Origin of the sequence: Paenibacillus sp. EKM211P (assembly GCF_011066175.1) — a bacterium.
Classification (GTDB): domain Bacteria; phylum Bacillota; class Bacilli; order Paenibacillales; family Paenibacillaceae; genus Paenibacillus; species Paenibacillus polymyxa.
Genome location: NZ_JAAMNS010000007.1, coordinates 97,673 through 114,208, shown reverse-complemented (window position 1 = coordinate 114,208; position 16,536 = coordinate 97,673). Strand labels below are relative to the sequence as shown.

General features: G+C 44.8%; 16 protein-coding genes. 10 read left to right on the top strand and 6 right to left on the bottom strand.

Annotated features, from left to right (window positions below):
* Window positions 1-9 precede the first annotated feature (9 nt).
* Window positions 10-150, bottom strand: a complete 141-nt coding sequence (locus G9G57_RS13030) for a hypothetical protein (protein ID WP_164965038.1) — start codon at window positions 148-150, stop codon at window positions 10-12.
* Window positions 151-252: 102 nt separating this feature from the next.
* Between G9G57_RS13030 and G9G57_RS13025 the strand changes: the two genes are divergently transcribed.
* Together G9G57_RS13025 and G9G57_RS13020 are read left to right on the top strand one after the other, a co-directional pair.
* Window positions 253-2,154 carry a serine hydrolase domain-containing protein gene (locus G9G57_RS13025; protein WP_017428490.1) on the top strand — a complete coding sequence of 634 codons (1,902 nt, stop codon included), beginning with the start codon at window positions 253-255 and terminating at the stop codon, window positions 2,152-2,154.
* Window positions 2,155-2,256: 102 nt separating this feature from the next.
* Window positions 2,257-5,292, top strand: a complete 3,036-nt coding sequence (locus tag G9G57_RS13020) for a chitinase N-terminal domain-containing protein (RefSeq protein WP_164965037.1) — start codon at window positions 2,257-2,259, stop codon at window positions 5,290-5,292.
* Window positions 5,293-5,523: 231 nt separating this feature from the next.
* On the opposite strand, the gene G9G57_RS13015 is transcribed toward G9G57_RS13020, so the two are convergent.
* Window positions 5,524-5,871: a hypothetical protein gene (locus G9G57_RS13015; protein WP_016818941.1), complete on the bottom strand. Its 348-nt coding sequence runs from the start codon at window positions 5,869-5,871 to the stop codon at window positions 5,524-5,526.
* A 370-nt stretch (window positions 5,872-6,241) separates the two neighbouring features.
* Here G9G57_RS13015 and greA point away from each other — a divergent pair, with 370 nt between their 5' ends.
* A complete protein-coding gene (greA, locus tag G9G57_RS13010; protein ID WP_013371005.1) occupies window positions 6,242-6,721 on the top strand; it encodes a transcription elongation factor GreA in 480 nt (159 codons plus the stop codon).
* Window positions 6,722-6,850: 129 nt separating this feature from the next.
* Here greA and G9G57_RS13005 read toward each other — a convergent pair whose 3' ends face one another.
* Together G9G57_RS13005 and G9G57_RS13000 are read right to left on the bottom strand one after the other, a co-directional pair.
* Window positions 6,851-7,390 (bottom strand): transcription repressor NadR, encoded by a 540-nt coding sequence (locus tag G9G57_RS13005; RefSeq protein WP_016818943.1) that lies wholly within the window; start codon window positions 7,388-7,390, stop codon window positions 6,851-6,853.
* The gene (locus G9G57_RS13000) at window positions 7,387-8,541 is read right to left on the bottom strand and encodes an IscS subfamily cysteine desulfurase (RefSeq protein ID WP_019687145.1); all 1,155 of its coding nucleotides are present in this window, start codon (window positions 8,539-8,541) and stop codon (window positions 7,387-7,389) included. Before G9G57_RS13000 ends, G9G57_RS13005 begins: the two co-directional genes overlap by 4 nt.
* Window positions 8,542-8,708: 167 nt before the next feature.
* Between G9G57_RS13000 and nadA the strand changes: the two genes are divergently transcribed.
* The 5 genes from nadA to G9G57_RS12975 all read left to right on the top strand — a co-directional run bounded on the left by nadA (window position 8,709) and on the right by G9G57_RS12975 (window position 12,802).
* A complete protein-coding gene (gene nadA, locus G9G57_RS12995; protein WP_164965036.1) occupies window positions 8,709-9,815 on the top strand; it encodes a quinolinate synthase NadA in 1,107 nt (368 codons plus the stop codon).
* A gap of 121 nt (window positions 9,816-9,936) precedes the next feature.
* Window positions 9,937-10,257, top strand: coding sequence for a hypothetical protein (locus G9G57_RS12990; protein WP_017428493.1), 321 nt, complete (start codon window positions 9,937-9,939; stop codon window positions 10,255-10,257).
* Window positions 10,223-11,056 (top strand): membrane protein insertase YidC, encoded by an 834-nt coding sequence (gene yidC, locus G9G57_RS12985; protein WP_016818947.1) that lies wholly within the window; start codon window positions 10,223-10,225, stop codon window positions 11,054-11,056. Before G9G57_RS12990 ends, yidC begins: the two co-directional genes overlap by 35 nt.
* 189 nt (window positions 11,057-11,245) lie before the next feature.
* Window positions 11,246-12,022, top strand: coding sequence for a GNAT family N-acetyltransferase (locus G9G57_RS12980; protein WP_107735019.1), 777 nt, complete (start codon window positions 11,246-11,248; stop codon window positions 12,020-12,022).
* A 108-nt stretch (window positions 12,023-12,130) separates the two neighbouring features.
* Window positions 12,131-12,802 carry a phosphatase PAP2 family protein gene (locus G9G57_RS12975; protein ID WP_016818950.1) on the top strand — a complete coding sequence of 224 codons (672 nt, stop codon included), beginning with the start codon at window positions 12,131-12,133 and terminating at the stop codon, window positions 12,800-12,802.
* Window positions 12,803-12,840: 38 nt separating this feature from the next.
* Here G9G57_RS12975 and G9G57_RS12970 read toward each other — a convergent pair whose 3' ends face one another.
* Window positions 12,841-13,491 (bottom strand): undecaprenyl-diphosphatase, encoded by a 651-nt coding sequence (locus tag G9G57_RS12970; RefSeq protein ID WP_016818951.1) that lies wholly within the window; start codon window positions 13,489-13,491, stop codon window positions 12,841-12,843.
* 147 nt (window positions 13,492-13,638) lie between these two features.
* Here G9G57_RS12970 and G9G57_RS12965 point away from each other — a divergent pair, with 147 nt between their 5' ends.
* Together G9G57_RS12965 and G9G57_RS12960 are read left to right on the top strand one after the other, a co-directional pair.
* The gene (locus G9G57_RS12965; protein WP_107735020.1) at window positions 13,639-14,352 is read left to right on the top strand and encodes a response regulator transcription factor; all 714 of its coding nucleotides are present in this window, start codon (window positions 13,639-13,641) and stop codon (window positions 14,350-14,352) included.
* Window positions 14,349-15,725 (top strand): sensor histidine kinase, encoded by a 1,377-nt coding sequence (locus G9G57_RS12960; RefSeq protein ID WP_044786570.1) that lies wholly within the window; start codon window positions 14,349-14,351, stop codon window positions 15,723-15,725. Before G9G57_RS12965 ends, G9G57_RS12960 begins: the two co-directional genes overlap by 4 nt.
* Before the next feature lie 82 nt (window positions 15,726-15,807).
* Here the strand turns inward: G9G57_RS12960 and G9G57_RS12955 are convergent, their stop codons facing one another.
* Entirely contained in the window at window positions 15,808-16,281 is a 474-nt protein-coding gene (locus G9G57_RS12955; protein ID WP_017428497.1) for a C40 family peptidase, read from the bottom strand.
* Window positions 16,282-16,536: the final 255 nt, after the last annotated feature.

The following is a 16,536-nucleotide window of genomic DNA, read 5'->3' as shown; positions in this document are numbered from 1 at the left end:
ATGATTTAACTAACTGGAATTACTAATTTTATCTGTAATGCATGAATCCTGATCGAACAGGTAAGAAGCCTTCTGCTTACGCGATTCGATCAGGATTCGCTTTATCATGCGCACTCCCGCGAGGGAAGTGCGATGATTCCATAGCGCCATGCTGATGGCTCCCATACGGAGTGTAAATATCTGCTCCGCTATGCAATCACCGCACGGTTTAAATCATGAAATCAACTTCATAGGTAAGGAGGGTACTTCAATATGAAGAATAGAGGTATTGGCTACCTATCCGCATTCTTAACAACGTTGTTTCTTTGGAATCTGCTCATTAATTCAGCATGGGCAGCAGATAGTATAACACCTAATTCAGTGGAAAAAGCAGTGGACGATATCATGAGTATAGAATTGGAAAAATTGCATATTCCGGGAGCGGCCGTCGTTGTGACCCAGGAAGACCAAATTCTTTTTAGTAAAGGATATGGATATGCAGACCTGGAGCGGAAAATGGTATTCGACCCGGCAAAGACCATTGTTCGTGTTGGCTCGCTAACCAAATCATTTAGTGCAAGTGCCACAATGCAACTGGTCGAGCAAAACAAGCTTGATTTGAATGAAGACGTGAACAGCTATCTTCACAGCTATAAAGCTTCGCAATACCAAAATCATCCTTTTAATCTGCATCAGCTTCTGACACATACTGCGGGATTAGATGAAGCGATATACGACATTAACAGCTCAACTCGCGCAGGCGTTTTACCTACAGAGCAGTATCTCAGCACGTATTTTCAAAATCAGCCACCTATCCGCAAACCTGGAATTCAGTATGAATACAGTAATGTCGCCTTCGGTCTGATCGGTAATATCGTGGAGCAAGTAACCGGTCAGGGACTGAATGATTACTTTCGTACACATCTATTCCAGCCGATGAATATGCCCAGCGCGACACTGGAGTTGCCATTAAATCATCCAGAATTGGCGCAATCGTATCAGTGGAAGCATGGAGCTTATGTGAAACAACCCTTATCGTATATCAATCTGCCGGGAGCAGGAGCGTTGAACGTCACACCCAACGAATTTTCCCACTATCTGATCACTCATTTAAACCAAGGAGAGTATGAGGGCAAAGCGGTACTCCAGCCACAAACGGTAAAAGTGATGCATGCACAGCAATTTGCAGCGGATGCCCGTCTGGATGGCTTGGGCTACGGATTTTTCCGTGGTCAACTGAAGACGGGAGTACCCATGTTGTGGGCTACTGGAGAAATTGATGATTTTATTTCCGAAATGGTACTGATTCCATCCCAAAAGATCGGTATTTTTGTGACCATCAATTCAGCTGACACAGACACCCTGCTTCATGGAAAAGTCATCAATACGATAGCTCAAATGCTGCCCGTAAAGCCACAGGCCGCTTCTCAGTCACTGGCTCGTTCTGTCACGCAAGTGAAGCTTTCGCCAGAGATCGAGGGCGTATATCAGGTGGATACTACTCCTGTTCATGGGTGGGGAAAATGGATTCGGATACTGGGAAGCATTAAATACACCGTTCATATTCAAGATGATCATACGCTAATTGTTAAAGGAAAATACCCGGATCAGAATGAAGCAACAGACAAAGTTTTTCAAGCAGCAGGTGATGGGCTGTTTGTGGAAAAGGGGGGCCAGCTTAAAATTTTGCTGTATCAGGAAAAGGGTACGTGGATGATGATTGCCCCGGATAGTAAGACCATGAAGCAGACGACACTTTGGCACCGTACCTGGACGCTACTCGTCAGCTATGCAGCCGCATCCTTATTTTTCGTCACAACCCTACTGATATGGATCATAAGATATGTGATCAGAGCTATCCGCAAAACGAATAATCACATTTCGTCCAACCTGGCATACATCGCGTTACTAAATACGATTTTTCTCGGGGTACAGGTCGTCTATGGTAACAATCAGATGGTGTATGGCTATTCCGCCTGGTATATCTGGGGAATTTGTACGCTGCCGCTCATTTCAGCACTCATTGCCGTGTGGGTATTGATCGTGAATGGCACCAAGCTGATTACAGGGGAAAAAAGAACCCGGGCTGCCGGGAAAATTGTATTTGCGATACTCACTTTGCTGCATACAGCCTACCTTTTTTATTGGAATTTCCTCCCTTTTCATTATTCCTAAAGATTTACAAAACAACGCATGTCCACACATAAATGAATGCTAACATTTATATTTAGTGCCCCTCTTGAGAGGGGCCTTAAACCAATTAACAGGAGGAATAGAATGGGAATCTTTCGTCGTTTTACATCCCGCAGCTTCAAATACGCAACAGCTATGGTTTTCACTTTATCGTTGTACGCTGGTGTTGTGGGCGGCATGCAACCGGCACGCGCAGAAGGTCCGGCAGACCCGGCCCCTTTCATTGCAGCCAAAGTGGTCAACGAAAACGCTGGTAAAAAAGTGTTGTTCGATAATACACATGGACAGACAGCCGGCGCAGCAGATTGGGTGATTGATGGTGGATTTTCAGATTTTGGCCAAGCCCTTGCAAACAATGGCTACGATGTTCATGAACTTCGCCAATCTACACCCATTACTTATAATGATTTAAAGAATTATGATGTATTTGTGACAGCGGAGCCGAATATTCCTTTTAAACAAAGCGAACAGGCCGCAATGGAACAGTATGTTAAAGCAGGCAATAGCATTTTTTTCATTGGTGATCATTATAACGCCGACCGCAACAAGAATCGCTGGGACGGATCGGAAAGTATCAATGGGTACCGTCGTGGTGCATGGGAAGACCCTGCAAAGGGAATGAGTGAGGAAGAAAAAAGCTCGGCAGCGATGCAGGGCGTGGTTAGCTCAGATTGGCTGGGTAACCAGTTTGGTATACGCTTTCGCTACAATGCATTAGGCGATATCACGGCTAATCAGATTGTTGAACCTGTCCAGGCGTTCGGCATTACAGCAGGAGTGAGTAATGTGGCAATGCACGCAGGATCAACATTGGCGATTATTGACCCGACCAAAGCCAAGGGGATCGTATATCTGCCTAAAACCAATCAGGCTTGGGGGAATGCAGTAGATCAGGGCGTTTATAACGGAGGTGGTATAGCGGAAGGACCTTATGCAGCTGTAGCAAAAGTAGGTCTAGGCAAAGCTGCTTTCATTGGGGATTCATCTCCTGTTGAAGATGCAACGCCGAAATATCTGCGTGAAGAGACAGGAACCAAGAAGACAACGTATGACGGCTTTAAGGAGCAGGATGACGCTGTGTTACTGGTCAATATCGTCGATTGGTTGTCCAAGAAGGAGGAGTATACCAGCCTGTCGGATGTAAAAAACTTACAGCTAGATCAGCCGACGGCATTGCTGTCTTTTGAAGCTCCTCAGGCTTCCACGGAACCGCAAGCCGAGCCTTGGTCCGCTCCTGCAGCCGGCTACAAATGGTGGGATCAGCGAACGTTCAAGGCCGGCTCCTATGGCGGACCTACAGCCAGTGCGCAGCCTGTGTACAGCATCGTTCGGCAGGAGCAACTACCGAATGCACAGCCTTTTCAAATTCGCATAGTTGCCGACCAACTGGCTCCCAATAGTACGATTAGCGGATTCAGTGCAGGTATTTATGTAGCGGGCGGCAATCAAGTAGCCCAGATTCAAAATCCGGATGGAAGCTGGCCGACTTCTTACGGTTATAGCGGAACATTTAGTCTGGAATCCGACAGCAAGGGGCATGCCTATAGGGACCTGACGGTGCGGATCAAGCCGGGTACCAGTGGTGCAGCTAATCTTAGGCTGAGACAAAATGGCAGCAACCTGCTGACCCAATCCGTCGTGCTGGCAGATGTCCCAGCCCAGCCGTTGCCTGAGGATGGCAATACAATTCCAGCTCGAATCAGTGTCGCAGAAGCGCGGAATCTTTCGGCTGGCAAAGTTGTGACCTTGGAGGGTGTTGTGACGATAGAACCAGGGGCTTTTGGCGGTCAAGCCTTCTATATGCAGGATGAAAGTGGCGGCATTTATGTTTATCAAAACCAAAGCGGCTTTCACCAAGGTGATCGAGTAAAGATTACAGCAAGTTTGGCACTGTACAATGGTGAAGTCGAGTTGACTGATCCAGTGGCTATTGAAAAAACGGGAGAAGGACAACTTCCGCAAGCTGTGCAGGTCACTGAACTCAGCGATGCGAACCAAGGACAGCTGGTTGAGCTTCCTACTGCCATTATTCGTAATATAATAGATGCAACTCCTGTAGGTTCGTTTGAATTTGATGTAGTAGCGGGTGAGGTTAGCCATCATGTGCGAGTTGATGCACGTACAGGCTTAACACGGACATCTTTTCCGTATCAAGAAGGACAGCAAGTGAAGCTGAAGGGAATTTCGGCGGTTTTCAAAGGAAATTATCAGTTAAAGCCGGGCGGGCTAGATGATTTTTCAGCTCAGATAGGCGCAGCTTTGCAGGAAGTAGTGCTTTCACTGGATCAAACAACATTTAACGTTGGGGATACAGCAGCCACACATCTCAAGGGTACGCTCACAGATGGCAGCCAAGCTGATTTAAGTAATGCCTCTGTTCAGTATATCAGCAGCCATGAATCTGTTGCACTGGATACGTATGGAGAGCTTCGGGCCCTAAAAGAGGGGAGCGCCGAGATTACAGCGAGCGTCACCTTGGACGGTAAAACGGTCGTATCCAATCCAGTAACCGTTAGAGTCGAGAAAAACACTGTAGGTGAAGTGCCGGGTAAACCGGTGCTGTCTCATGATAACGGTCAGGACACCGGACTGAAGGATGGAGACTACAATATCACCATGAATCTGTGGTGGGGCACGAATGGTGATGAACTCAAGTTGTATGAAAATGACAAGCTGATCGCGACCCAATCGTTGCAAGCGGCTTCCCCTGAAGCACAGCATGCAGTCATTTCTGTTACAGGCAAGAGCAATGGAACCTACACGTATACTGCTGAGCTGATCAACGCTTCCGGTAAAACGGTCAGCGACCCGTTAACTGTCGAAGTGATCGATGCTACTCCTGGCATACCGGTGTTGTCTCATAACAATTGGGATGGTGACGGCAACTATACCCTGACAATGAACATGTGGTGGGGTACGAATGCAACCCAATACAACCTGTATGAAAATGGAGAGCTGATCGACACGCAGGATCTGTCGAGCCAAAGTCCGCAGGCCCAAAGTGCTGTGACCAACATCCAAAATCAAAAGCCGGGTATATATGAGTATCGGGCCGAGTTAGTCAATGCTGCAGGAGAGGTTTCCAGTCAAACCATAAGTGTAGAAGTGAAGGAACGTTAATTCGAAATAATGAGCCGTTAAAAAGGAAGAGCATCTATTGACCTCGCGAGAGTCTATAGATGCTCTTTTTTGCGGGAATTAGCATTTTAGGATTGGGTTGGCGAAGCGGAAAGTCCCTCTATATCTGAGGAGCCATAGAAGATCATGGCAACTAGAATCACAATAATGATAAACTCTGCAAAAGATTCTCCATCAAACTCACTCACCACAACTATCTCCTTTCGCCACCTGTTAATTATTTATTTTCTGCGAAAAGGCTTGTATCACCTGATCCAACGTCATATTGCCGTTATCATTTAAAAATTTCACCATATTGTCGACATTAGTAGGGGCAGATGCTAATGTTTTGTATTTTCCTGTGAGACCTAAAAATAATGTTGCTTGTCTGTATAAAGTCACGGAATCGACGTTTAGTTTTCCTGTTAGTAGGAGGGCTGCGACTAGGACCTCTACATTTTTTCCTTGAAGTGCTGAAAAGATAGCCGAATTACTGTTTAATCCATTTTTCTTTTGACCGTTAGGGGGGGATTTGGATTTGCGATTCCCGTTCCCATTGCCATTCTTTCCTAAGGAAGCCATTGAATCCTTCCTCCCGCCATACACTGCTCCTGCCTGATTTGCATGAAATTTGGGACAAGGGCAGTGGCACTGCACGTGCTCATTAAAATACGTTATGATCATACGATATGCGAACAAGAAAGCTTTGGTTACCATATGGATCACAGTGGTCGAAGGTAGCTGATTGCTATTTCCTGAATTTCTTTTCGCATGTTGGTCCAATTTAGAGTAAACTACAATAAAGCAAGCTAAATGAGCATTTTGCATCAATTCCAGGAGCTTTATCCAATTAGCAATAGATGGACCCTAACGGTTTAGCTCGTATATATTGTACCTTCGAGTATTGAACTTGAATTATGCAAAGTGCTGAAATAGGAGTTGAAATAAGACCATGTCGAATGAAGAAGTATTGTTAACTAAAGAGGGATTAGCCAAGCTGGAGGAAGAGCTCAAGGAACTGAAGACAGTAAAACGCAAGGAGCTAGCCGAACGCCTCAAGTTGGCCATCAGCTATGGAGATCTGAAGGAAAATAGTGAATATCACTCAGCCAAGGACGATCAGGCGTTTATGGAAACACGAATCATGGTCTTGGAAAAAATGTTGACCAAAGCTCGGATAGTGGATGAAAGTAATCTGGATCTTAAAACGGTCAGTATCGGTTCTACTGTTATTCTGAATGACATCGAATTTTCGGAGAAGGTGGAATACAAAGTTGTAAGTCCTGCGGAGGCAGATGTTCTGGACAACAAAATTTCCTATGAGAGTCCTTTAGGTAAGGCACTTTTGGGGAAAGAAGTGGGCAGTATCATTCATGTCGATGCACCTATGGCTGTAATCAAATATGAGTTGCTAGAAATTAAGCTCACTTAGTCCATTCCCGATTCCCTTTATAGGGGGCCGGGATTTTTCATTTCAAGCTATTTACATACCATCCCTGCGGAGTGCATTTGCACTCCACAAACTGGAAAGGATTTTTATTGCTTTGCTATCGTATTAAGATCAATCTGTCATTAGGAAGCCGGCTTGCTCCAATGCAGCACAGGCATCATTAATTTTATCTTCATCCGACGCATGCAAGGTATGCAGGTGGATGCCTCCGGTCAGCTGGGACAAATACGTGGCTTGGGTGGAGCTGATCTTACGTATAAAATCGTCCACTTCTTTGCGAGTTCCGACCCGTATTGGAGCAGTCAGATCTCCATATACTGGATGTTCAACTATAACATCCTGCACACTGACACCGTAGTCTACAATTAGCTTTAATTCTTCTTCTGTTTGTTCAGGTCGGTGATTACACACAATAATACGAGAGGCTAAGGGAGCGGCTTGAGCCGCAGGTTCCATATAAATGTATCCTTGACTCGTTGCAAGTATAGGCTCTTGGCTTGCTTTTAACAGGGAAATATCTTGTACAATTACTTGTCTGGAAACGGAGGACCTGCGTGCCAGCTCGCTCCCGGTCAGCGGTGACTCGCTTTTGAGCCACAATAGCAGCTGTTCGCGGCGATCCGTACCTGACCGTTTTAAAGATTCAGTCAACGGGATAAGCTCCTTTCTTGTCGATGCGTCAGGTCTGTCAAAATATCTACCAGTACATTCAATTCCTCGATGGTGGTTGTCCTGCCGAAAGAAATACGGATAAATTGTAAGGCTTCACGTTCAGATGCTCCAAGTGCCTGTAAGGCAGGTGAAGGATCGTGATGTCCGGCGGCACATGCGCTTCCGGTAGATATACAGACACCGCTACGATTACATTCCAGCATAACATATTGTCCCTCGTAACCGTGAAAAAAACATCCTACAATATGATGAAGCACTGCTTTTTTTTCGCTTTCCTCTACGACCCAACGTAATGGAATGGATCTTTCCTGAATTTTCGTAATAAAGTATCTTCGCAGGGTAGCATATCGCTCCTGATGCATCTCCATCTGTTCCGTCATCATTTCTGCCGCTGCGACAAAGGCTGCAATCCCAGGAACATTAACTGTACCAGGACGAAATCCGTTTTCATGCAGTGTATCAGGATACAACGGACGCCATGGGGTTCCGGGTTTGAGATATGCAGCACCGACACCTTTGGGGCCATATACTTTATGGCTTGATATAGAGAGTGCATCCACTCCCATGGCTTCTACATCTATGTGAACATTCCCAAATGTTTGTACCGCATCACTGTGCAACATAATACCACGTTCGTGAAGCAGGGGAGACAAGGCAGCAAGATCCTGAATCAGCCCTGTCTCCGAATTGGCGTGTTGTATCGATACGAGCCCGGTGTTGTCTCTAAGATGGGGTACAAGAACTTCACGGGTTATTCGTCCTTCCCGATCCGGTTGTATAATAGTTAGCTCATAGCCCTGATGTTCTAGCAAAGTAGCAAGATTATACATCGAGTGATGTTCCAAAGCGCTCATAATCCAATGCTTTTTGTCTGGCGGCAGCCCGTTCAGGATTGATTGCACGACCACCATATTGGATTCTGTGCCCCCTGATGTAAAATAGATGCCTTCCTTTTGCCCGCCAATCATTTTTGCCATTCGTTGCCTGCTGTAATCTAGTGTGTAGGCTGCTTGACCGCCTGCATCATGGAGGCTGCTGGCATTTCCGAACATTTCCTTATTCATTACGCTATATATATGCAAAGCTTCGTCACACATGGGTGTGGAAGCGGCGTAGTCCAGGTAAATCACAGCAAATCCTCCCCGCTTAAAAATAATTCCATTCCAAAAACTCTTGAGATTATTGTAGGCATGTGTAAATATAGGTGTCAAGACACATGTAAATATGTTTTGTACACATAGCGGTTATCTATTCGTGAGCGAGGGACAGTCAGCCGCAACGATATGGAGGGAATCTAATGTCTATGCTAGACGTTTTACAAGGAAATCGTGGACTTATGCCAGAGCATTATAAAACACTGACGGTTGCTGACATGGAGCAACGCGTAGCCGAGCTGAAACAAAAATGGGGCTCAAAGCTGCTCATTCCGGGCCATCACTATCAGAAAGACGAAGTTATCCAATTTGCTGATATAACAGGAGATTCTCTACAGCTCGCTCAAATGGCGGCACAAAATCAGGAAGCGGAGTTTATTGTGTTTTGCGGGGTTCATTTTATGGCGGAGACAGCGGATATGCTGACTACCGACCGGCAAACCGTTGTTCTGCCGGATATGCGCGCAGGCTGCTCAATGGCAGATATGGCGAATATGGAGCAGACGGAACGAGCGTGGAGGCATTTGCAGGAGTTGGTTGGTGATACGATCATTCCGTTAACATATGTAAATTCCACAGCAGAGATTAAAGCCTTTGTAGGACGGCATGGCGGGGCTACCGTGACTTCTTCGAATGCAAAGCAGGTGCTAGACTGGGCACTGAAACAAAAGGAACGTATTTTATTTTTGCCGGATCAACATTTGGGACGCAATACAGCCCATGATCTTGGAATTCCGCTAGATGAAATGGCTGTATGGAATCCTATGACCGATCAGTTGGAGACTGAACGAAACCCGGCAACCGTAAAAATCATTTTATGGAAAGGGCATTGTTCAGTTCATGAAAAATTTACGGTAGATCATATTCGCAACGTCCGTGAACGCGATAAAAATATCCGAGTCATCGTTCATCCCGAATGCTCTTATGAGGTTGTACAACTCGCAGATTGTGCTGGCTCCACCAAATTCATCATCGATACGATCCGTGCGGCAGAGCCGGGAACCCGTTGGGCCGTTGGCACAGAGATGAATCTCGTGCAACGAATTAGACAACAGCACCCTGAACAGCAGATTGAATCGCTCAATCCCGATATGTGTCCTTGTCTGACCATGAACCGGATCGATCTTCCGCATTTGCTGTGGGCAATGGAACAGATTGATCGGGGAGAGCCTGTAGGTGTAATTCGGGTGGATGCTCAGATCAGACAGGACGCTGTACAGGCACTGAATCGTATGCTTGCTATACGTTAAGTTTTACCGTTACGTAGAGCGTACTTTTTTGTGTAATCCGATCTCTATCTCTATTTAAAGATTAGTCGATTGTCCGGTTTCGTGCTATAATTGTAGCAACATACCGAAGGAGGTGAATCCCTTGTTTGAGCTTCAGGACCTACTCCCCTATTTGCTTACGATCGGCTTGCTGTGCACAGTGACATATACGTATCTTGCTCATTTGCATGGCAGCGTAGCTGAATGCTGGGTCGAAGGCGGCCCCGTTCGCTCGCATGCTTCTCCACTGATGCCGATGTCTGCCCGCGGACAGGACATGCCTGTCCGGCTAGCACGTCACATTCGGCGGAAGGAAGCGCCAGATGAAGATGCTTCCGATTGTTCCCCCTTGTTGAAAAATGGCACAGCCAATCAACGAGGAGGAACATATGAAACGATTCAAGGGATTCACTTTTTGGGGTAAACAAGAACGGATATTGGGTTTAATCGTAGCGTTGGCGGTGGTCATGCTGCTGTCTGGTTGTGGTGCGAATGCTGCGGAGATTAATGCACAGACACCTGGTTTTTTTAATCATTACGTGGTATTCCCACTTTCTTGGCTCATTCAGCATTTGGCGGAATGGTTTGGTGGAAGTTTTGGGCTGGCGATCATGACTTTGACATTCATTGTCCGTCTGGCCTTATTGCCGCTAATGATGCGTCAAACGCGTGCCCAGCAGGGTATGAAGCGCAAGATGAGCGCTATGCAGCCCGACTTGGACCGAATTAAAAAGAAGTATGAGAATAAAAAAGATACCACCAGCCAGCAGAGTATGCAGCAGGAAATGATGGCGCTGTACAAAGAGCATCAATTCAATCCGCTCAATATCGGTTGTCTGCCTATTCTCATTCAGCTCCCGATTTTAAGCGGTATGTATACTGCCATCCGACTCACGCCGGAGTTGGCGTCACATTCATTCTTATGGTTCCGGCTCGGACAGCCGGACTGGATTCTGGCAATTGTCGTCGCAGTTGTATACTTGGCACAGGCTAAGCTTTCTCAGCAACAGATGACGGCTGACCAGCGCAAGCAATTTGCTATTATGGGTTATCTTTCACCGATTATGATGGCGGTCTTTTCCTTCAACGCTCCTGCGGCCATGCCTTTATATTGGACCGTAAGCGGCACCTTTTTGCTGCTTCAATCGCTGTGGTTCCGCAAACGCTATCCAATTGAAGAAGCAGAGAATAAGATTAAACTTGGTGAAGTCACGCCAACCTAATAAGAAGATGCTATTTGTTTGACATAGAATTGTGTTAGCAGTGTCTCACATGCAATGACAGATGCCATTCGAGCCAATAAGGCTTGAGTGGTGTCTTTTTTTTGCTGTTTTTTTAACTATATTTCGCTTGCGGTTTTGTAATCATTATGAAATCCTTATATCAATATTCATAAAGTTAGGAGAGACTAAATGGAAAATTCAACAACAACCATTGAATGGTATGAAAATCAAATAAGGGAAGACGGCTGTTTTTGCATGAGAAGCATGCAAAAAGCACCGGGATATGTACAAAAAATGAATTGGACAGAAAAAGAATTCACTCAAAATTTGACTTACATACAATTGAGAAAAGACAATAAACCAGCAGGATTTATAGAGTATGCATCGGGTGAACAAGCATGGAGAGCTGTTCATGCGGATGGATATCTAGTAATTCATTGTATCTGGATTGCTGTAACCGGCTTGGGATTAGGCTCACAGCTTATTCAACGCTGCATTCAAGATGCTATTACGTTGGGGAAGAAGGGAGTGGCAGTCGTTACAAATATAGATACCTCCTGGGCGCCAGGTCCCGAAATTTTTCTGAAAAACGGATTCCGGCATGTGGAGGATGCTCCATATTCTTTTCAGTTGTATGTTTATAAGTTTAATCAAGAGCATTCAGATCCTTATTTCCCTAATAATTGGGTTCAACGTCTGGATCATTTTAGTGAAGGCTTAACCATTTTACGAACTCATCAATGCCCTTATCTGGAAATAGCCACGCACAATGTGATTGAAGCAGCTGAGACTGTGGGGATACAACCCGAGATTATTGATATACGAGATCGTTCACAACTCATGGAACTGTCTCCGACACCGTATGGCGTATTTCACGTGATCTGTAATGGGGAATTGATTTCATATCACAGGATGACTCCTCGTTCTTTTGCCAAAAAGCTAACCATGCTTTATTCTAAAAGCTAATCTTTTTATGAAATGATACAAGAAAAGTGGGTAAAGTAAATACATGGACGATGTGAATGCTGCGTTTTGTTTGATCACGGGATGAATTTCATGGAGGACCTCTAAAAAATGAAGCAAATATATACAAAGCTACCGATTTCCGTGGCTCTACTTACATGTATAGTATGTGCCCTTGGTTTTGGCTTAATCGCATTATGGGTTAGCGACCAGCAAGTACGGCATTTTGACCACAAGATCATTACGGCTATTGGACAACTGGAATCGCCTTTCATGACACGTCTTATGAAATGTTTCACTATTATCGGCAGCGGGCTTCCAGTGGTAATCATCATTTTAATTGCCATGTTCGTGCTCTATAGTGTATTGGGACACCGACGAGAATTGCTTTTTTTAGCGGTTGCTGTGCTGGGATCAGTGCTGTTGAATACGGTACTAAAAATGCTATTTCGGCGTGCGAGGCCTGAAATCAACCGTATTATCGAAGCGAATGGATATAGCTTTCCAAGCGGACATTCCATGACCGCTTTCAGTATGTATGCGGCGCTGACGTTTTTATTGTGGAAGCACGTTCCTTCCAGGATAGGTCGTATCCTTCTTGTTGTGCTCAGTAGCCTACTAATTGTAACGATCGGGACAAGCCGCATTTATTTGGGTGTTCATTATCCGAGTGACGTTGTGGGTGGCTATTTCATGAGTGGTTGCTGGATGGCGGCTTGCATTTGGTTCTACCAGCGGTATGAAGAACGAATGCTACCACTTCGTACCAAATCGACTGCATAATGAGTGCATAAATCATGAGGCTAAAAAAAGCAGACGCATTAGCGTCTGCTTTTTATTTGCACAGAGGAAGTAGATTGGGTCATCTTTGTTCTCGTCTGTTCTACATGCTTTATTCCTAGCTTCTGCTCCCATTTTTCATAAAAAATAATAGCTGCTTGGATGAAGATGCCTGGAAGCTTCCGACTGCGAATGAATTTGTGAACACCAACTGCGCAACCTGCCCCAATGAGCACCCCTGCCAAAATATCTGAAGGATAATGCACACCGGTCCATACGCGGGATATCGCAATAAGCACAGCCAAGACAATCCAGAGGACACGATATTTTTGATGATGAAGCCATAGAATTGCTGCCAAAGCAAAAGCTCCAAGTGCATGGTTACTCGGAAATGAAGCATTGGGATCATGATGAATCAGCTGAATGACAGAGTGTCCGACAAAAGGCCGATCTCTGTAAAACAAATGTCCAAGACACCAGCTAATTGTAAAACCGATACAAACCGTTATAACGGCTTCTAAAACCATCATCCGATGCGGCATTTTAAAGGTGAACCAGTATAGCAGTAAAGCCACTCCAAATAAATACGGTGCATATTGCGCCAAGAAACGCATAGTTCCATTCAAAAAGGCGAGGTGATTAGCCAATTCATTGATCCAGTGAAACAAAGCAAAGTCTACATTAATTAACATGAATAAATTACTCCTTAACCTCAAAAAATTAAATTACAAAGTTATATTATAGAGCGACTATACGGATAAAAGCTTAAAATCAAATAAAAAATGAATGGTATGTGCATTGCTTATTAGTTTTCTCTATAAAAAATAGGTGGTTTTGCAATGGAAAAGTCGGTGCTGGTCATTGATGATGAAGCGAAGATATCCAGATTGCTTCAACTGGAGTTATCCCACGAAGGATATGCGGTTGAAATTGCACAGACGGGAAAAGAAGGATTGGAAAAAGCACTATCCCTTACATGGGATATTATCATACTGGATGTGATGCTGCCCGAGATGAACGGTGTCGAGGTGCTGAAGCAGATTCGAAAAGTGGACAATTATACCCCGGTAATTATGGTCACTGCACGTAACACGACTCCTGAAAAAGTTTCAGGTCTGGATGAAGGAGCTAATGATTACATTACAAAGCCCTTTGAAATTGAGGAATTATTAGCGCGGATGCGGGCCAGTATGAGGAATCAGTTGGAGCCGGCAGCTACTACTTCGCAAAAAGAGGAAAAGCAGCAGTCCAAACTTCAAGTCGATAGCCTGGTGTTGGAACCCAAGACGCGGTCCGTGGTGAGGGAAGGAAAACGTATCGAACTTACGCCCAAAGAATTTGATCTGCTTCTCTATCTGATGGAGCACAAAAATCAGGTATTGCATCGGGATCAAATGATTCAGGATGTGTGGGGGTTTGATTTTGTCGGTGATACGAATGTGGTAGATGTATATATCCGGTATGTTCGCAAAAAAATTGATCATGGATACAAAAAGAAACTGATTAAAACCGTTCGCGGTGTTGGGTACTGTATCCGGGAGGAAGACCATTGAAGCTGCGGACCAAAATTACCCTGCTTAGTTCTATTTTAGTGATGACGATTCTCCTGTTTGTGGACGTCACGGTTCATCTATTATTTGTCAAAATTGCTACTCGTAATGAAAGAGAAGTGCTACAAAATAAATGGACCGAAATCATTGCCGAAACAGGAGCTACGATGATTCTGAAAAATGCTTGGGGGTCCAAGTTGAAAGATGAACTTTCTGCGGACACCATTCTGAGGGTATTTGATCAGCAATCTCGTCTTTTGTATGAAGTAAGCCGTCAGTCCCGCTTTAAGCTGAACGATATACATTTTAACCTTTCTCAAAGCTCTCAACTAACGGATCTACAGGATCATAAAATCCTGATTATCCATCTTCCAGTGCTTTCACCAGAAGGTAGTCAAAAGGGGACACTGGAGATCGTAGAAAAATGGGATGCGCTTGAAAACAATCTCGATATCTTAAATACAATTCTTATCACATCGACTGTTGGAGCTATGTTGCTCAGTCTGGTGGGCAGCACGATTTTGGCAAATGCGATATTGCTGCCCATTGCCAGTAGTATTCAAACGATGCAGGAAATCGAAAGAAGCTTGAAATTCAAAAAAATTCCTGCTGGCAGTCCTAATCAAGATGAATTATCCCAAATGACCGCTACTTTTAATCGAATGATGGAGAGATTGGAAGAAAGCTTTCAGAGCCAGCAGCAGTTTGTTTCCGACGCCTCACATGAACTGAATACGACATTGATGATTATTGAGGGCTATGCCAACATGCTGCGGCGGTGGGGTACGCGTGACGAGGACATACGCAAGGAATCGATTGAATCGATCTATGAAGAAACTCAGCGAATGCGTACGATGACACAGCAATTGCTGACATTGGCCTCCTCACAGCAGCAAGATTCCGGTCCGTATGAGCGGGTAGAGCTGGTCGGTTGTTGTCAACAGGTGGTAGCACATCTCAAGCCTGTACATGAGCGCCAAATTTCTATTTTTACAGAAGAGAAGGAAATTTGGCTGGATGCTAATCTTGCAAAAATCAAGCAGTTACTAGTCATCTTGCTGGATAATGCGTTAAAGTATAGCTCGGAAGAAATCGAAATATGGCTATCTACAGATGAAAAAGATGTTCACCTCCGCGTTAAGGATTACGGAATTGGCATTCCTGAGAGTGAGATCAAGCGTGTCTTTGAACGATTTTATCGAGTAGACAGCTCCAGACATCGTAAAACCGGAGGAACCGGGCTTGGGTTACCAATTGCCAAGGCAATAACAGATGCTCACCAGGGTACGATACGCATGGAAAGCGCAGAAGGCGAAGGGACGGATGTCATCGTTACGCTGCCTCAAAAACAACAGGAAAGGCTGTCCCTCCAGTAGACATCTCTACTCAAAGGAACAGCCTTTTTAATGTTATTTGTAAGTTATGCGTTCGGTGGATGGGAGATCATCCAAAATGATCCTAAAGGACACGACGTGCTGTTGTGTAATGGGAGCTCCACCATCCCGAATTTAGATCTGTAACCGTTACGCCGCCTTTACCAAACGTATGCAGAATTTTCCCGTCTCCCATGTAAATGGCTACATGATGAATTGGCGCATAGAAAAAGACTAAATCACCTTTTTTAAGCTGACTACGCGGTACATAAGTGCCCACAGTTGACTGCTGTTTGGACGAACGTGGAAGCTTGATTCCATTTTGTGCAAAAACATACTGAGTGAACGAAGAGCAATCAAAAGAGCTTGTACTGCCAGCTGGAGCTCCATGTTCATAACGGACGCCCATATACTGGGAGCCTTTTGAGATAATCCGATCAGCTTTACTTGTCGAAGCGGCATGAGTGGTGTCTGGTCCAACGACGAAGCTCCCAGCGCTCAGTGCCAAAGTCATCGTAAAGCAAATACCCATCCACAATTTTTTAGAAGTACGTTTCATATATAATTTCCTCCGTTATTCGTATTGTGTTGATGTCCTGAAATGACAATAACACAAATAAAATATCCGGAATTTACCACTCATGGTTACAATCCTGTTACCCCAACGTTTTGCACTGCTTTATTAGAAAACGATGAGAATTTTCTCCTTAACTTTAGCTTGACAAATTAAATAACGCCCCCTTATGACTAGGCTCGTATGACAAAAAGTGACTTGCAGACGATTGGCACAAGCAATCATGCAAAACATACATAC